13 protein-coding genes are annotated in these 16,689 nt (G+C 70.8%); 5 read left to right on the top strand and 8 right to left on the bottom strand.

Annotation, left to right across the window (positions count from 1 at the left end; translation table 11 throughout):
* Positions 1 to 10: 10 nt before the first annotated feature.
* A complete protein-coding gene (locus tag ABD808_RS27165; RefSeq protein WP_344902067.1) occupies positions 11 to 5,194 on the bottom strand; it encodes a trypsin-like peptidase domain-containing protein in 5,184 nt (1,727 codons plus the stop codon).
* Positions 5,191 to 5,514 (bottom strand): CU044_2847 family protein, encoded by a 324-nt coding sequence (locus tag ABD808_RS27160; protein WP_344902064.1) that lies wholly within the window; start codon positions 5,512 to 5,514, stop codon positions 5,191 to 5,193. Before ABD808_RS27160 ends, ABD808_RS27165 begins: the two co-directional genes overlap by 4 nt.
* Before the next feature lie 228 nt (positions 5,515 to 5,742).
* Between ABD808_RS27160 and ABD808_RS27155 the strand changes: the two genes are divergently transcribed.
* Positions 5,743 to 6,084: a YciI family protein gene (locus tag ABD808_RS27155; RefSeq protein WP_344902061.1), complete on the top strand. Its 342-nt coding sequence runs from the start codon at positions 5,743 to 5,745 to the stop codon at positions 6,082 to 6,084.
* A complete protein-coding gene (locus tag ABD808_RS27150) occupies positions 6,081 to 7,031 on the top strand; it encodes an RNA polymerase sigma factor (protein ID WP_344902058.1) in 951 nt (316 codons plus the stop codon). Before ABD808_RS27155 ends, ABD808_RS27150 begins: the two co-directional genes overlap by 4 nt.
* Positions 7,032 to 7,040: 9 nt before the next feature.
* Here the strand turns inward: ABD808_RS27150 and clpB are convergent, their stop codons facing one another.
* The 5 genes from clpB to dnaK form a co-directional block, all read right to left on the bottom strand.
* Positions 7,041 to 9,638: an ATP-dependent chaperone ClpB gene (gene clpB / locus ABD808_RS27145; RefSeq protein WP_344902055.1), complete on the bottom strand. Its 2,598-nt coding sequence runs from the start codon at positions 9,636 to 9,638 to the stop codon at positions 7,041 to 7,043.
* Positions 9,639 to 9,784: 146 nt separating this feature from the next.
* A complete protein-coding gene (locus tag ABD808_RS27140; RefSeq protein WP_344902052.1) occupies positions 9,785 to 10,231 on the bottom strand; it encodes a heat shock protein transcriptional repressor HspR in 447 nt (148 codons plus the stop codon).
* A 4-nt stretch (positions 10,232 to 10,235) separates the two neighbouring features.
* Entirely contained in the window at positions 10,236 to 11,420 is a 1,185-nt protein-coding gene (gene dnaJ, locus ABD808_RS27135) for a molecular chaperone DnaJ (protein ID WP_344902049.1), read from the bottom strand.
* A gap of 133 nt (positions 11,421 to 11,553) precedes the next feature.
* Positions 11,554 to 12,201 carry a nucleotide exchange factor GrpE gene (gene grpE, locus ABD808_RS27130; protein WP_344902046.1) on the bottom strand — a complete coding sequence of 216 codons (648 nt, stop codon included), beginning with the start codon at positions 12,199 to 12,201 and terminating at the stop codon, positions 11,554 to 11,556.
* The gene (dnaK, locus tag ABD808_RS27125) at positions 12,198 to 14,066 is read right to left on the bottom strand and encodes a molecular chaperone DnaK (RefSeq protein WP_344902043.1); all 1,869 of its coding nucleotides are present in this window, start codon (positions 14,064 to 14,066) and stop codon (positions 12,198 to 12,200) included. The genes grpE and dnaK overlap by 4 nt, the downstream gene beginning before the upstream one ends.
* A gap of 313 nt (positions 14,067 to 14,379) precedes the next feature.
* Between dnaK and ABD808_RS27120 the strand changes: the two genes are divergently transcribed.
* A complete protein-coding gene (locus ABD808_RS27120; RefSeq protein ID WP_344902040.1) occupies positions 14,380 to 14,829 on the top strand; it encodes a DoxX family protein in 450 nt (149 codons plus the stop codon).
* Between the two features lie 56 nt (positions 14,830 to 14,885).
* On the opposite strand, the gene ABD808_RS27115 is transcribed toward ABD808_RS27120, so the two are convergent.
* Positions 14,886 to 15,134 (bottom strand): hypothetical protein, encoded by a 249-nt coding sequence (locus ABD808_RS27115; protein WP_344902037.1) that lies wholly within the window; start codon positions 15,132 to 15,134, stop codon positions 14,886 to 14,888.
* A 465-nt stretch (positions 15,135 to 15,599) separates the two neighbouring features.
* Here ABD808_RS27115 and ABD808_RS27110 point away from each other — a divergent pair, with 465 nt between their 5' ends.
* Together ABD808_RS27110 and ABD808_RS27105 are read left to right on the top strand one after the other, a co-directional pair.
* Positions 15,600 to 16,463 (top strand): helix-turn-helix domain-containing protein, encoded by an 864-nt coding sequence (locus ABD808_RS27110; RefSeq protein ID WP_344902034.1) that lies wholly within the window; start codon positions 15,600 to 15,602, stop codon positions 16,461 to 16,463.
* Positions 16,450 to 16,656 (top strand): DUF397 domain-containing protein, encoded by a 207-nt coding sequence (locus tag ABD808_RS27105; protein WP_344902031.1) that lies wholly within the window; start codon positions 16,450 to 16,452, stop codon positions 16,654 to 16,656. The genes ABD808_RS27110 and ABD808_RS27105 overlap by 14 nt, the downstream gene beginning before the upstream one ends.
* The last annotated feature ends 33 nt before the right edge of the window (positions 16,657 to 16,689 follow it).

Raw genomic sequence — 16,689 nt, 5'->3', positions numbered from 1 at the left:
CCGGCCGACGTCACGGCCACCATTCGCCGGTCGCGCGCAGCGCGCCGAAGTACGCCGCCGCCATGTCCTGCGGCCGGGGCGCCAGCGGAGCGCCGCCCGACACCAGCAGGACCAGGTCCATGACGGCGGTCGGCCTGGAGCGGCGCGAGAGCTGGCGCAGGGCGCGGTCCCACTCGGGCACTGGGGCGGCGGTGGACGCCGTGGACTTCCTGATCGCCGGGGTCAGCTTCTCCAGGGCGCCGTGCCGGGAGTGGTCGTGATGGAGCCGGGCGACGGCCTCCAGCGTCCGCCATGTCCCACGGTCGTTCCCGGCGGCGACGGCCGCGGCCTCGGTCAGGACCCGCGCCGCGTGCCGCGCGTTCGGCCCGGCGTCGACGATGTCGAGCATCCGGTCCAGGACGGCCGCCCGCGCCGCCGGTGAGACGCGCTCGGCGAGCGCGGCCAGCGCCGCCGCGCACCTGCTGGGATCGGGGCACCGCAGGATGGCGTCGGTGAAGTCGCGCGCCCGGTCGTCGTCCATGGGCGGCAGCGCCTTGCGCAGGAAGGCGAGAACCTCGTTCGACCCCACCTTCCCCTGGACGGCGAGGTCCTCGATCATTTCGAGCGCCGCCCGCCAGCGCGAGTCCGGCATCCGTGTGCCGTCCCGCGCGACGAGGGGCCCGAGCGCGGTGAGCCGGGCGGAGGGCGGTTCGAGCCGCACGATCCGTTCGGCCAGAGGCGGGAGCGCGGCCGTGGGCAGCTCCTTGATCAGCGGGCTGAGGTCCTGGGACGGCCGGTCGCGCATGACACGCCGGACGACCTCGGGGGCGAGCTGCTCGGGAAGGCTCCGCAGCAACCGACGGATGGTGGCGATGTCACAGTGCTGGACGGATTCCAGGATCTCGTTCTGAAGCGCCTCGGCCGTTTCGGCGTCCACATGCGCGCAGAGTTCGGCCAGGGTCTGCGTGGGGATCGTCGATGGCTCGGCTTCCAGGACCGTTGTGAGGACGGGCCGCGTCAGCTCCTCCGGGTACGTCCGGACGAGGGTCGGGTAGAGCGCGGCCTGATCGGCCGGGATCAGCTCCGCGACCCGGTCGATGACCGTCCGCCGCTGCTCGGGGGCGACATGCGCCGCGATCTGCTGGAGGCGGGCGAGATGCGCCTTGGGCCCGAGCGCGGCGTCGAGCAACCGGAGACGCGGCTCGGCCGGAAGGCCCGCGTAGACGGCCGCGAGCCCGTCGGCCAGCGTCTCGGCGTCCGCGGGAGCCCTGGCGTCGCGCAGCGCCGCGTCGACGGCGTCTTCGAGGAGGTCGGCGGGGAGCCGGGGGACGAGCAGGGGAATCACGTCCGCCCGCACCGTCGGGGTCGCCGAGAGCGCCGCCGTCCACAACGTGCGTACGGCGTTCTGGGGGAGTTGGCGGGAGAGCTGTGGCCATACCGACAGGAAGAAGCTCGGATGGTGAGATCCTCCGAACGGTGCGAACAACAAGAGCGCCAGCCGCTCCACGGCCCGGTCGAGCAGCTCCGGTCTGTGCCTGATGTTCGGCAGGATCCTGAACAGGTACTCCTCTCCCGCGTCCGCCAGCGCCGCCGGGTCGTACAGGACCTCGTCGATGCCGTCGGTCGCGCCGCGTCCCCGTCCCCGTCCCAGGAGCACGCGGAGGCGGGACTGGAGCGGCAGCTCCAGCAGTGCCGTGACGGCGGGCTCGCGGCATTCGGCGCGCCGGTCCGCGGGCACCCCTGCCATCAGGACGATCAGCGCCTGGGCGCGGTCGAGCGGCTCCGGCGCGTCGCGAGCGGCGGCCAGCGCGGAGTCCACGGCGTCCGGTTCGATCGGCCCCACGTTGAGGACGTGCGCGAGCGGCCCCCCGGTCCTCGCCTTGAAGAGGAGCTTCTGCGCCGCCGCTCGCTCCGGGCTGTCGAGATCGTCCATGACGGTCGGCAGGGTCGCGAGCCGCGCGGGCAGGTCGTCGATCTGTTGCGCCCCGGTGAGCGCCTCCGTCAGCAGACGTCGCCGGTCCTCGCCCGTGTGGCACAGCGCGAGCGCGGTCAGCGTGGGGGCGCGCTGCGCGGGGCAGAGTTCCCCGGCGTCCCGAAGTGCGGCGGCGACCAGGCCCGGCGCGGCGGCGGGCCCTTCGGCGGCGAGCGACCACGCCCGCACCTCCGGCCCCTCGGGCGGACTCTGCGGTCCCGCCCACAGTCCGCCCGGAGCCGCTGAGTCGGGGTCGGACAGCCACGCCCGGATGTCCGCGGGAAGGCAGGGGGCGAGTTCCTCCATCAGGTGCCCGGTGGACCAGCGCAGGGAACTCAGGAGCAGCGCGGGCCAGTCGCGGCGCTCGATCGTCCCGAGCCACGAGCGGGCGGCGAAGAGCTGCCGGTCCACCCGCTCGCCCCACCGCGCGACCGTCTCCAGCGCCTCCAGCGCCGGTACGCGCATCTCCGGCAGCAGTTCGGCCAGCGCCAGGTCGACCTGGGCCAGGGCCCACGGCTTCGGGAGCTCCCGGTGGACGACCTCGGCGCGGTGGACGGCCCGTCCGACCAGCTCCTCCCGCTCGGGCGGCGGCAGGCGGCGGGCGATCGCGCACAGCGCGCGGACGGCGGCCCGGGGGTCCTCGACGCGGTCGGCGAGAGCGGCGAGTTCCGGGAGACGTTCGGGTGCGACGCGGTCCGCGAGGGCGGTGAGCGAACGTCCCCGCGCGGCGTCGTTGCGGAGCGATGCCAGGTGGGCGGGCAGCGTGGCCATGATCTCGCCGGTCACCGCGTCCCCCTCCTCCTGCGGCAGCCGCGCGGACAGCGCCGCCAACGGGAGGAGTCGCGGCTGGTCGGCCGCCAGGGCGCGGACGACGGACAGCGCCCGCCTGACCGACCGTTCGTCGAGATGGGCCGCGATGTTGGTGAGGACATGGGCGGTGATCGTCCCGCGCGTCATCGAGCCCGCGATCGCGACGAACTCGCCGGACCACTCGACCGGCAGCGCGGGCGCCAGCCGGATCACCGCGCGCGCCCTGCGGTCCTCGTCCGAGATCCGGCGGCACAGCGCCACCGCCTGGGCCGGGGTGATGACGCCCGCCACGACCGACTCCACCAGCAGCCGGGGCGGGATGTTCTCGCTGCGCGCCGCCACGCTGGACCTGATCAGCGCGCACAGCAGACGCACCTCGAACGAGCGCGCGTCGGCCCCAGTCTCGGCGCGCCGCCACGCCCGTTCGCTGTCGTTGAGGAAGCCGCTGTCGCCGCCCTCCAGGGCCTCCCATGCGCGCAGCCACGTCCGGTCCAGGAGGGCGTACAGCTCCTCGTCCGGTGCGGCGGCGGCCTCCAGGTGGGCTCCGTGGAAACGGATCGGATAGGACGGGACGTCGGTCTCCCCACCCCGCACCCTCTCCAGGGTCTGCCGCCCGTAGTCGAGGAAGCGTTCCTCCCAGGCGCGGCGTTCGCGGGCGCTCATGGCGTCCAGGAAGAACATCGCGAGCCGTGGATGGGAGAACACGAATCCGGTGGCTCGGCCGTCGCCGATGACGAACCGTCCGACCTCGCGGGTGAGGGAGCCGAGCGTCAGCCCCGGCAGGTCGGGCAGGAGCTCGGCCAGGTCGTCCAGGCTGAGCGGGCCGAGCGAGCTGGACAGCGCGTTCAGCACGTCCTGGAGGTTGCGGCGCTCCTCGCGGGAGTTGCGGCCCTGCTGGTCCCACAGCCGTTCCTGCTCCAGCCACCAGCGTTCGAAGTAGCCGCCGAGGCCCCGGTCGATCGTCGGCAGCTCGTCCGGGCTGATGGCGGCCGCGCGCTCGCCGTAGGGCAGCAGGGCCTCCACGTACAGCCGGACGAGCAGCGGATCGCCCTCACTCAACCGATACAGCTCGCTGACCACGTCGACGACGCTCGCCAGATGGACGAGCGGGTCGCCCATCTCCACCAGCACCTGCGCCACCCCGTCGCGGTCCATCGGCGGCAGCGCCATCGCGGTCGCGAGCGGCGGCGGCCAGTTCAGCCGGGCCAGCCAGCCCTCGGCGGCGACGTCGCCCGCCAGGTACCGGGCGGACGCGAGCACCCGCACCCCGGGCGCGGGCACGGCCGGGAACAGGTCGGGACCGGGCCGCCAGTCGGTCGCCTCGTCCAGCCCGTCGACGACCACGAGCAGCGGACGGCCGCTCGGCGGTGGCCGCCGCAGATACCCCGCGCAGACCTCCTTCCACTGCTCGGCCGACAGTTCGGTGGACGTCGGCGGCTCCCCGTACACCTTCGCGAGCCGGGTGGCGAGCGCCGGGAAGACCACCGAGGCGTGTCCGGTGTTGAAACGAAGGCTCACCGGGATCACGATCACGTCGGCGAGCCCCTGCCGCAGCACGTCCTGCGACCATCGCACCAGCAGCGCCGACTTTCCCCGGCCCGCCTCCGCCGCCACGAGCGCGTACGGTGTCGCGTCCGGCGAGCGCAGCCATGTGGTGAGTTCGGCGAGTTGCGCGTCCCGTCCACCGAACGGCGTCGGATGGCCGGGGCGCCCCAGGTATTCGACGAGGAAGTTCTCGATGCGGGACACATAGTCGGCCCCGACGGCGGACAGCCCGGCCAGCAGCGGGTCGATGGGGTCGGTGGCCTCGCGCCATCGCCGGTCGGCCCGGTGGAAGGCGTCCGCTTCGGCGATCACCTCGGGATGCAGCTCCCGCAGCGGCGCCAGGGGGATCCCCCACCCGCCGTAGGGCGCGTCCGCGTGCCGCGTCGTCTTCAGGATTCCGCAGACCGCCATGGTGCGGAGGTTCACCAGCGGCCCGCCGCTCATCCCGGGCACCGCCTGCCCGCCCGACAGCTTCAGATACGGGCCGTCGACATGGTGGACGCCGACGAACGTGAACAGCTCCGGTTCGGGTGTCGGCTCGTCGCCCGGCCAGGTGCGCGTGTAGCCCGCGCAGTGCATCCGGTCGTCCCACCGGGGGTCGGCGGTGTCGAGCAGGACGCAGGGGTGGCCGGTCTCGTCCACCCGCAGCAGCGCGAGATCAGGAAACGGGTAGGGGCTGCCCGGCTCGTCCGGGTGGACGGCGACGACCTCGGCGGGGACGTCCCGCCCCGCCAGGCTCGCGGTCACCGGACCCACGGCGCCCGCCACGACATGCGCGCACGTCACGATCGTGCCGGGGGCGACGAAGAAGCCCGTCCCGCCCGCCGTGCCCGGGGCGGCCAGCCGGACGACGCACCCGCGCAGCAGCTCCTGGATCCGCGTCGTCACCCGCCCTCGCGCCCTCGCTCCCACTCCAGCACGACCTTGAGCGACGCCTTGGTGCCGGAGTCGACGAACACGCTGACCAGCTTGCCGCCCTTGAGCGCCAGCTCCAGCCCGAACTCGACGGAGGCGCGGGACGGCCGCAACTCGTCCAGCGCCCCCATGATCGCCGCCCCGACGCCCTGGAGCGTCTCGGTGACGGCCTCGAAGGATCTCGGCTGCCCGAGCCCCACGTCCTGCGGCCCGCCGCCCTGGTCGGTCCGGGTGACCGACGCCAGCATCGTCTGCCCGTTGGGAAGGGCGATCTCCACGAGCTCTTCGTCCATGCCGCGATTCTCCCCGCTCCCCGGACGGCGCGCAGGCGAAGCGAAGGCCAGAGCAGGCCACGCCGGGGGAAACGGCCTGGCGCGTATCAACCGTGCGCCCGAATTCACTTCCGGCGCCTGTCGAAATCGGGTGGGCCCGGTTGTCGACAGGGTGAGACGCGATTTCCGGGAAGAGGGGCGACGAGTTCCGGGCCCGGAGAGAGTCGAAGTCCTATGGAGGAGGAAACGATGCAGTACATGATGCTGGTCTGCGGCGACGAGAACATGGAGTTGTCCGCCGCCGAGATCGACCAGATGCGCACCGACACCGTCGCCTGGGTCGAGGAGATGGATGGGCGCGGCGTCCGCAAGTTCGGTGACCGGCTCCGGCACACCGAGTCCGCGACGACCGTGCGGGTCCGGGACGGGGAGACGCTGCTGGCGGACGGCCCCTTCGCCGAGACCAAGGAGCAGATCCTCGGCTTCGACCTGCTGGAGTGCGCGGACCTGGAGGAGGCCCTGGCGGTCGCGGCGGCGCACCCGTCCGCGCGGCTGGGGACGATCGAGGTCCGGCCGCTCTGGGTGGAATGACCGGCGACGCCGAGGACGCGGTCGCGACGGCCTTCCACGAGGAGTGGGGACGGGTCGTCGCGACCCTCATCCGCGTGACCGGCGACTGGGGCCTCGCCGAGGAGTGCGCCCAGGAGGCGTTCGCGCGGGCCTTCCTGGTCGCCGAGCCCGCGATGGCGCAGCGGCTCGTCCGGGCCAAACGCAAGATCCGGGACGCGGGCATCCCGTACCGGGTGCCGCCCGCGGACGCGCTGCCGGGGCGGACGGCGTCCGTCCTCGGCGTCGTGTATCTGCTGTTCAACGAGGGCTACGCGGCCTCGGAAGGCCCCGACCCCGTCCGCGTGGGCCTGTGCGCGGAGGCGATCCGGCTGGCCCGCGTCCTGCACGGCATGATGCCGCGCGACCCCGAGGTCACCGGCCTCCTCGCCCTCCTGCTGCTCCAGCACTCCCGCCGTGCCGCCCGCCAGGACGCGGCGGGCGACCTCGTCGCGCTCGACGACCAGGACCGCGCCCGCTGGGACCACGCGTCGATCACCGACGCCGTGGCGCTGCTGGACGACGCGCTGGGCAGCGCGGCTCTGGTTAGCGCTGGGCTCGGCCCCTACCAGGTGCAGGCGGCCATCGCGTCCTGCCACGCGACCGCCCGCACCGCCGCGCGGACCGACTGGCCGCGGATCGCCGCCCTGTACGGCCGCCTGGTCGAGCTGACCCCGAGCCCCGTCGTCCGGCTGAACCGGGCCGTCGCCGTCGCGATGGCGGACGGCCCGGAGGCCGGGCTGGCGCTCGTCCACGAGCTGGAGGGCGACCTGCCCGGCTACCACCTGCTCCCCGCGACCCGGGCCGACCTGCTGCGCCGCCTCGGCCGCCGGGAGGAGGCCGAGACCGCCTACCGCGAGGCCCTCGCGCTGGCCCGCGCCGAACCCGACCGCCGCTTCCTCACCCGCCGCCTCACCGACCTCCGCCGCTGAGGCGCGGCGTCACTTCGTGAGGTTCAGGCTGGTGGTGGGTTTGACGGTGAGCTTGTCGGCCGCCTCGTCCAAGTCGACGACGACTTCGTTGCCGTCGCGGACGTCGCCGGACAAAAGTTCGCGAGCCAGCTGGTCGCCGATCGCGGTCTGCACGAGACGGCGCAACGGCCGCGCCCCGTACAGCGGGTCGTAGCCGGTCAGGGCCAGCCATTCGCGGGCGGCGGGCGTGACCTGCAAGGTGAGCTGGCGGTCGGCGAGGCGGTCGGCCAGCTTGTCGACCTGGAGGTCGACGATACGGGTCAGCTCGTTCGTGGACAGCGCGTCGAACAGGATCACGTCGTCCAGACGGTTGAGGAACTCCGGCTTGAACGAGTTGCGGACGGCGTTCCACACCGCCTCGCGTTTCGCGCCGTTCTCCAGCTTCGGGTCGACCAGGAACTGCGAACCGATGTTGGACGTGAGGATCAGAATCGCGTTGCGGAAGTCGACCGTGCGGCCCTGCCCGTCAGTGAGGCGCCCGTCGTCCAGAACCTGGAGGAGAATGTCGAACACCTCGGGGTGCGCCTTCTCCACCTCGTCCAGCAGCACCACGGAGTACGGGCGGCGCCGGACGGCCTCGGTGAGCTGCCCGCCCTCCTCGTAACCGACATATCCGGGCGGCGCGCCGACGAGCCGGGCGACGCTGTGCTTCTCGGAGTACTCGCTCATGTCGATGCGGGTCATCGCCCGCTCGTCGTCGAACAGGAACTCCGCGAGCGCCTTCGCCAGCTCCGTCTTGCCGACGCCGGTCGGGCCGAGGAACAGGAACGAGCCGGTGGGACGGTCCGGGTCGGAGATGCCCGCGCGGGCGCGGCGGACCGCGTCCGACACGGTGCGCACGGCGGTCTCCTGCCCGATGAGGCGCCTGCCGAGTTCGTCCTCCATGCGCAGGAGCTTGGCCGTCTCGCCTTCGAGGAGGCGTCCGGCGGGGATGCCCGTCCAGGAGCCGACCACGTCCGCGACGTCGTCGGGGCCGACCTCCTCCTTGACCATCGGATCGCGGTTCTCGGCGGCCTCGGACGCCTCTTCGAGCTGCTTCTCCAGCGCCGGGATCTCGCCGTAGGTGAGGCGGGCCGAGGTCTCCAGGTCGCCGTCGCGCTGGGCGCGCTCGGCCTCGCCGCGCAGCTGGTCGATCCGCTCCTTGACCTCGCCGACGCGGTTCAGGCCCGTCTTCTCCTTGTCCCAGCGGGCGACGAGGCCGGTGAGGTGCTCCTGCTTGTCGGCCAGGTCGGCGCGGAGCCGTTCGAGTCGCTGGCGGGACGCCTCGTCGGTCTCCTTGGAGAGGTTCATCTCCTCCATCTTCAGGCGGTCGACGGTGCGTTGCAGCTCGTCGATCTCCACCGGACGGGAGTCGATCTCCATGCGGAGTCGGGACGCGGCCTCGTCCACCAGGTCGATCGCCTTGTCCGGCAGGTACCGCGACGTGATGTAGCGGTCGGAGAGGGTGGCCGCCGCCACAAGAGCTGAGTCATTGATCTGCACCTTGTGGTGCGCCTCGTAACGACCCTTCAACCCGCGCAGAATCGCGATGCTGTCCTCGACGGTGGGCTCACCGACGAACACCTGCTGGAAGCGGCGCTCCAGGGCCGGGTCCTTCTCGATGCGCTCGCGGTACTCGTCGAGCGTCGTCGCGCCGATCATGCGGAGTTCGCCGCGGGCCAGCATCGGCTTCAGCATGTTGCCCGCGTCCATCGCGCCCTCGGCCGCGCCCGCCCCGACGACGGTGTGCAGCTCGTCGATGAACGTGACGACCTGCCCCTCGCTCTCCTTGATCTCGTTCAGAACGGACTTCAGCCGCTCCTCGAACTCGCCGCGGTACTTCGCGCCCGCGACCATCGCGCTGAGATCGAGGGACACCAGCCGCTTGCCGCGCAACGACTCGGGGACGTCGCCCGCCACGATGCGCTGCGCCAACCCCTCGACCACGGCGGTCTTGCCGACGCCCGGCTCACCGATCAGCACCGGGTTGTTCTTCGTCCGCCGCGACAGCACCTGGACGACACGGCGGATCTCCGAGTCGCGCCCGATGACGGGGTCGAGCCGTCCGTCCCGGGCCGCCGCCGTCAGATCGACGCCGTACTTCTCCAGCGACTGGTACGTGCCCTCCGGGTTCTCGCTGGTCACGCGGGCGTGGCCGCGAACCTTCTCGAAGGCGTCCAGCAGGGCCTGCGGGGTCGCGCCGTACTCCTTGAGCAGGCCCGCCGCCGGGCCGCCGTCCGCGGCGAGACCGACGAGAAGGTGCTCCGTCGAGACGTAGTCGTCCTCCAACTGCTGGGCGCGGTTCGCCGCCGTGTTGATCGACCGGTTCAGCTGCCCCGAGATCCGCGGGGTCGCCACCGTCGAACCCTGCGCCTTCGGCTTGGCCGCGAGCTGCTCCTCCGCGCGGCGCCGGATCGCCTGCCAGTCGGCGCCCACCGCCTCCAGCAGCGGCACCGCCGTGCCGTCGGTCAGGCCGATCAGCGCGACCAGCAGATGCTGGGGCTCCACCTCGGGATGCCCCTCCGCCGCCGCCCGCCGGACGGCGATCGACAGCGCCTCCTGGCTCTTCTGCGTCAGCTTGTAGTCCATGCGTCCCCAGACCACCTTTCAGTCTGGGAGGCGTCCCCCAGACCCCCGTCAAATGCCGTTTCCTTCTGGGGGGCAACCCCCAGACCCCCGTCAAATGCCGTTTCGTTCTGGGGGGCAACCCCCAGACCCCCGTCAAATGCCCTTGGTCAGTCCCGGTTACGTTCCTGCCAGACGACGACACTGGTATGCCGGATCGGCACCAGGTCGGCGCCCGGAGTGCCGGCCGGTTCGCCGCGCCGCCGCTGCTGCGCCAGGCGCGCCGCGACGGCACGGGTCGATTCGAGTTCGTTGGCGAGATCGTCCAGCGCGGCGTGCGCTTGGACGAGCTCCTCACGGAGCCGTGTGTTGTCGCGTTGCAGCTCCAGGATGTGCTTGATGCCGGACAGGTTGATGCCCTCCTCCTGCGAGAGCCGCTGGATCTCGCGGAGCATCACGATGTCGCGCATCGAGTAGCGGCGACCGCGTCCCGCCGTCCGGCCCGGGGACACCAGACCCAACCGGTCATAGGTCCGCAACGTCTGCGGATGCAGGCCGGACAGCTGGGCCGCCACGGAGATCACGTAGACCGGGGTGTCGTCACCGAAGGGGTCCATGGGATCACTCCTGCCTGGCCTGCTGGACGAGGTCGGCGCGCAGATCGTCGCCCGAACCGGACTCGCGCAGCCGGACCAGGGCCTCCCGCGCCTGCTCGTCGAGCTTCTGCGGGACCTGGACGTCGACCGTCACGAGCAGGTCGCCCTTTGTGCCGTCCCGCCGGGTGGCGCCACGGCCCTTCACCCGGAACTTGCGCCCGTTCGGCGTGCCCTCCGGCAACTTCAACGTGACCGGCTGCCCCTGGAACGTGGGCACCCGGATCTCCGCGCCGAGCGCCGCCTCAGGGAAGGTGACCGGGACGGTCAGCGTCAGGTTGTCGCCGCTGCGGCCGAACACCTTGTGCGGGCCGACCTTGATGTTGACGTACAGGTCGCCGTGCGGGCCGCCGTTCTCGCCCGGCGCGCCCTTGCCCTTCAACCGGATCTTCTGCCCGTCCGCGACGCCCGCCGGGATGCGGGCCTGGATCGTCCGGGTGCCGGTCGCGCGGCCGCTGCCATGGCAGGTGGGGCACGGGTCGTCGACCACGAGGCCCCGTCCGTGGCACTCCTTGCACGGCTCCTGGAACCCGAAGTTGCCGAGGTTGCGGGTCTCGTGCCCGGTGCCCTCGCAGTTCGGGCACACGCGCGGGACCGTGCCCGCCTTCGCGCCCGTCCCGCGGCAACTGTTGCAGGCCGCCTCGCTGGTCAGCTTGATCGGGACGGTCACGCCGTTCAACGCGCGACCGAACGACAGCGTCACCTCGGTCTCGACGTCCGTGCCGCGCCTGGCCCGGCGGGTCCCCGTCGTCGTCCGGCCGCCCGTCCGGCCGAACAGTCCGCCGAACAGGTCGCCGATGCGTTCGCCCGCGCCACCGCCCGTCTGCGTCCCAGTGCCGGTGCCGCCCGCGCCGCCCTGACCGAACAGGTCGCCGAGGTCGAACGGGAAACCGCCGCCCTGCTGGCCGCGGAAACCGCCCGGCATCGACCGGACCGAGTCGTACTCCTTGCGGCGCTTGTCGTCCGACAGGACGTCGTACGCCTCGGAGACCTCCTTGAAGCGGTCCTCGGCGTCGGTGTCGCCCTTGTTGGCGTCCGGATGGTACTTGCGGGCCAGCTTCCGGTACGACTTCTTGATCTCCTCCTGCGAGGCCGTCTTCGCGACACCGAGGACCTTGTAGTAGTCCTTCTCCAGGTAGTCCTTGGTGCTCACGGCGCCCCGCTCTCTGCTATCGCCACATGCCACATGTCGTCACGCGGCCCGCCGGGCCCGCCCGTTCCCGGGCGGGCCCGCGGGTCCTTCTGGGGAAGACGATCCCCCACATCCCCCGGCGAGAGCCAGGGGATCATTCGGCGTCGTCGCCCGGCGCGTCACCGGAGTCGCCCGGCGTCTCGTCCCCGGCGTCCGGATCGGGCTCGGCCACCGCGACGCGCGCGGGTCGCAGGATCCGCTCGCCGATGCGGTAACCGGGCTGGAGGACGTCCATCACGCTCGTCTCGTCGACGTCCTTCGAGTAGGCGTGCATGAGCGCCTCGTGCACGGTCGGGTCGAAGGGCTCGCCCTTCTCGCCGTACCGTTCCAAGCCGAGCTTGCCGGTGACCGCCTCCAGGCTCTCCGCGACGGACTTGAACCCGCCGACGAGCTCGTCGTGGTCACGGGCGCGGCCGATGTCGTCCAGCACCGGGAACAGCTCCGACAGCACCTGCCCGAGCGCCTGCTCCCTGACCGCGACCCGGTCGCGCTCGACCCGCTTGCGGTAGTTGTCGTACTCCGCCTTCAGCCGTTGCAGGTCGGCCAGCCGCTCCGCCAGCTGCGTCCTGAGCGAGGTGACCTCCTCGTCCGTGACCGCGTCGCCCCCGTCATCCGGGGCCTCCGGGGCGGGCGACGACTTGTTCGCCCGCTCCCGGACCTTCCCCGTCTCGGGATCGATGCGCCGCTTGTCGCGGATCACCGGGCCCTCCTTGCCCTCGCCCTCATCGGGGGAGGTCGTCACGAAGCATCACCCTTCTTGTTGTCGTCGTCGTCCACGATCTCGGCGTCGACGACCTCGTCGTCCTGGGGCTCGCCGCCCTGGGCGTCGGCCGTCGGGCCCGGGTCGTCCGCGCCGACCGTCGCGCCCTCGGGATTCTGCGCGTACATGGCCGCGCCCATTTTCTGGCTGATCTGCGCCAGCTTCTCGGCGCTGCCCTTGATCGCGTCGACGTCCGTGCCCTCCAGGGCCTTCTTGACCTCGGCGACCGCGTCGTTGACCTCGGTCTTCAGCTCCTCGGGGACCTTCTCGTCGTTCTCCCGCAGGAACTTCTCGGTCGAGTAGGCCAGGGTGTCGGCCTGGTTGCGGACGTCGGCCTCTTCCTTACGGCGACGGTCCTCTTCGGCGTACTGCTCGGCGTCGCGGACCATCTTCTCGATGTCGTCCTTGGGCAGCGCGCTGCCGCCGGTGATGACCATCGACTGCTCGCGTCCGGTGCCCTGGTCCTTGGCGGACACGTTCACGATGCCGTTGGCGTCGATGTCGAAGGTGACCTCGATCTGCGGGACGCCGCGCGGCGCCGGGGGCAGACCGGTGAGCTGGAAGGTGCCGAGCTTCTTGTTGTACGCGGCGATCTCACGCTCGCCCTGGAAGACCTGGATCTCCACCGACGGCTGGTTGTCGTCGGCCGTGGTGAACGTCTCCGACCGCTTGGTCGGGATCGTGGTGTTCCGCTCGATGATCTTGGTGAAGATGCCGCCCTTGGTCTCGATGCCCAGGCTCAGCGGCGTCACGTCCAGCAGCAGGACGTCCTTGACCTCACCCTTGAGCACACCCGCCTGGAGGCTCGCGCCGATCGCGACGACCTCGTCGGGGTTGACGCCCTTGTTCGGCTCCTTGCCGCCGGTCAGCTCCTTGACCAACTCCGACACCGCGGGCATCCGGGTCGAGCCGCCCACCATGACCACCTGGTTGATGCCGTCGACGCTCATGTTCGCGTCCTTGAGCACCTGCTGGAACGGCGCACGGGTGCGCTCCAGCAGATCGTTGGTCATCCGCTGGAACTCCGAACGGCTCAGCTTCTCGTCCAGGTGCAGCGGACCCTCGCTGGACGCGGTGATGTAGGGCAGGTTGATCTGCGTCTCGGTGCTGGACGACAGCTCGATCTTGGCCTTCTCCGCCGCCTCACGCAGCCGCTGGAGCGCCATCTTGTCCTTGGACAAATCGACGCCGTTGGCGTTCTTGAACCGCTCCACCAGCCAGTCGACGACCTTCTGGTCCCAGTCGTCACCGCCCAGGTGGTTGTCGCCGCTGGTCGCCTTGACCTCCACGACCCCGTCGCCGACCTCCAGCAGCGACACGTCGAACGTGCCGCCGCCCAGGTCGAACACCAGGATGGTGGCCTCGTTCTCCTTCTCCAGGTGGTAGGCCAACGCCGCCGAGGTCGGCTCGTTGATGATCCGCAGGACGTTCAGCCCCGCGATCTGCCCCGCCTCCTTGGTGGCCTGCCGCTGATGGTCGGAGAAGTAGGCCGGCACCGTGATCACCGCGTCGGTGACCGTCTCACCCAGATACGACTCGGCGTCACGCTTGAGCTTCTGCAGCACGAACGCGCTGATCTGCTGCGGCGTGAAGTCCTTGTCGTCGATCTTGGTCTTCCAGTCGGTGCCCATCTCCCGCTTGACCGAACGGATCGTCCGGTCGATGTTGGTCACCGCCTGCCGCTTGGCGACCTCCCCGACCAGGACCTCACCGTTCTTGGCGAACGCGACAACGGACGGCGTGGTCCGCGACCCCTCCGCGTTCGCGATGACGGTGGGCTCGCCACCCTCCAGGATCGCGACGACCGAGTTGGTCGTCCCGAGGTCGATACCGACCGCACGTGCCATGTTCTCGTCCTCCGTCGTCTCCGGCGCTTGTCGCTCCCGGTCGCTCCAGGCGCGGCCGGTTCGTTGTCTGTGGGCAAGGGTGCCGGGACACCCGCACCTTGTCAAATCACTTGAGTCTTAGCGACTCAACTTTGCTGACGACTACACCAACACGACGTCCGAGCCACGTATTCCAGTTCCCGCCCGCCCCCAACATCGCCATCGCGAAGGAGGGCGAACCCGTCCGCCTCCCTCCCAAGAAGGACAGGTCACCACCTATGGAACGTGCTAACCTCCCCGCTTAGTTCAGATTTGAACGACATCAGGAGGGCGCATGAACCCCGCGAACCGGATCCCCTACCTGTCCGACGTCGGCCTGCTTATCGGACGCGTCGCGCTCGGCGTCGTGTTCGTCGCGCATGGCTGGCAGAAGTTCAACGACATGGGCCACGACGGCGTGACCAAGATGTTCGAGGGCATGGACGTCCCCGCCGCGTCCCTGTCCGCGTACTACTCGACCTGGGTCGAACTCATCGGCGGCATCGCCCTCCTCGCCGGGGTCGTCACCCCGATCGTGGGCGTGCTCCTCGCGCTCGACATGGCCGGAGCCTTCTGGTTCGTCCACAAGAGCAACGGCGTCTTCGTCACCGAGAACGGCTACGAACTCGTCCTCGCCCTGGGCGGCGCCGCCCTCCTCCTCGCCCTGGCAGGCGCGGGCCGCTTCTCCGTGGACGGCGTCCTACTCGCCCGCCCCAAGCCCCGCGAACCCGAACACGCCGCCTGACCGTCACTCCGAGCTTCGGGCGGGCGGACGAAAAGTCCGCCCGCCCGAAACTCGACTCAGCGGTCCATCCACACGACGCCACCGCCCTCGCGGCGAGCCTCACCCACCACGCCCAGTTCGATGTACTCGCTGGTGCCGTACGTGGAGACGACGACCATCCGGATCCTCGCCCCCGCACCCGCCACCGCACCGCGAAGGGCCCGGTCCACATTGGTGACCGCCGCATCCAGATCGTCCGTCACCCCGCCCTCCCCACTCTCGATGTCCCAGGCGTACAGCGTCGGCGGCGCGGACGCGGCTCTCACCTCCCGCCCCGAATGTGGTCGGGGTTGAGACGAATCCAACTCGTCGCGGGGCGATCGACTAGGTTGCACATAGATCGGGGCTCCATCCGATCGAGGCCCTGGGCGTAGGTGTTGCTGCACCGGCCCGGGGCCGCCCTATGTCCGCGAGCGCGCGGGGACGCACTCACCCATACGCGTCACGCGGCGAGGATCCCGGGGGCGAGCACCCCCGCCACGCGACGCCCCGCCGACCCAGGCCCCGACCCGCGGGCCCCGCACCGACGGCCCGCGTGACCGCCCCCCGCACCTGGGGACAAATGCGGCACCGATCACGCGAAGACCACTTCACCTGCGTCAAGTAACGCTACGAAGCCGGTCCGACACGTTCAGGATGGCATGTACAAGTACAGACGCGCCATGACTTGCTCAAGATTCCGTTCGGTATTTCGCCGCGCACTCATGGTGATCATTGGAAGACTGGCGTCCATGTCGACAGACCAGGGTCCTACTGTCCGCCATCGTCGCCTGGCGGCCGAGCTTCGACGTCTCCGGGAGGCCGCTCAGCTGACCCCCGAGACGACGTCGGGCATCCTGGGCTGGAGCCGTCCGAAGCTCGTCCGCATCGAGACGGCCAAGAGCAGGCCGTCCGTGGGCGACGTCGAGCGCATCCTTGACGTCTACGGCACCGATTACGCGATACGGGCCACGCTGCTCCAACTGACTCGCGACATTCGCACCCGGGGCTGGTGGGCGGCGTTCGGTGATGTCCTGGCCGGTGCCTATGCCGAACTGGAGGACGCGGCCGATCGCATCCGGACCTGGCAAACAGAAGTCGTCCCAGGTCTGCTCCAGACCCCTGATTACGCTCGCACCCTCATCGCGGGCGAGTTTCGGGACGACCAGGAAGCGATCGACTTGCGGTTGCAGGCTCGAATGGCGAGGCACGCCCGTTTCGCGCGCACTGACGCCGCCGAACTCAGCGTCTTTTTGGCGGAGGAAGTCCTCCGCCGACCGGTCGGCGGAGCGGCGGTAATGGCGAGCCAGCTCACGTCGCTCTTGAAGGCAGTGGAACGGCGGTCGCTGGCTGTCCGCGTCGTACCGATGACGCTCGAACACCGGCCCGGTCTGGGGCAAGGCTCAGTGGACATCTTCGAGTTCTCGTCGTCCCTGGAACTCGATACTGCGCATGTGGAGACTATGGGAGGAAGCATGTACATCGAGGACGTCGCGCAGGTGCGGCGCTGTAGTTCGATGCTGGACCGCATCGCTGATGCGGCGTTGTCCCAAGAGAAGTCGGTGGCGTTCATGACCAACCTCCGGGAGGAGTTCGAAGCTCATGTCCATGCTTAGCTTCCAGGCCGAGGCCCAGTGGAGGATCAGCAGCCACTCGGGGTCTGGCAATAACTCATGTGTTGAGGTGGCAACGAACGTGCCTGGTGTGGTCGGGGTGCGTGATTCGTTGGATCGGGACGGGCCTGTGTTGGTGGTTGTGCCGTCGGTGTGGCGGGAGTTGATGGGCCGGATCAAGGACGGCGAGTTGTAGGCCTTCGGGAGGCCCGGGCGTGGGGAGGACGGG

Origin of the sequence: Actinomadura meridiana (assembly GCF_039537545.1) — a bacterium.
In the GTDB taxonomy this organism is placed as follows: domain Bacteria; phylum Actinomycetota; class Actinomycetes; order Streptosporangiales; family Streptosporangiaceae; genus Spirillospora; species Spirillospora meridiana.
This window is presented reverse-complemented; position numbering and strand designations above follow the sequence as displayed.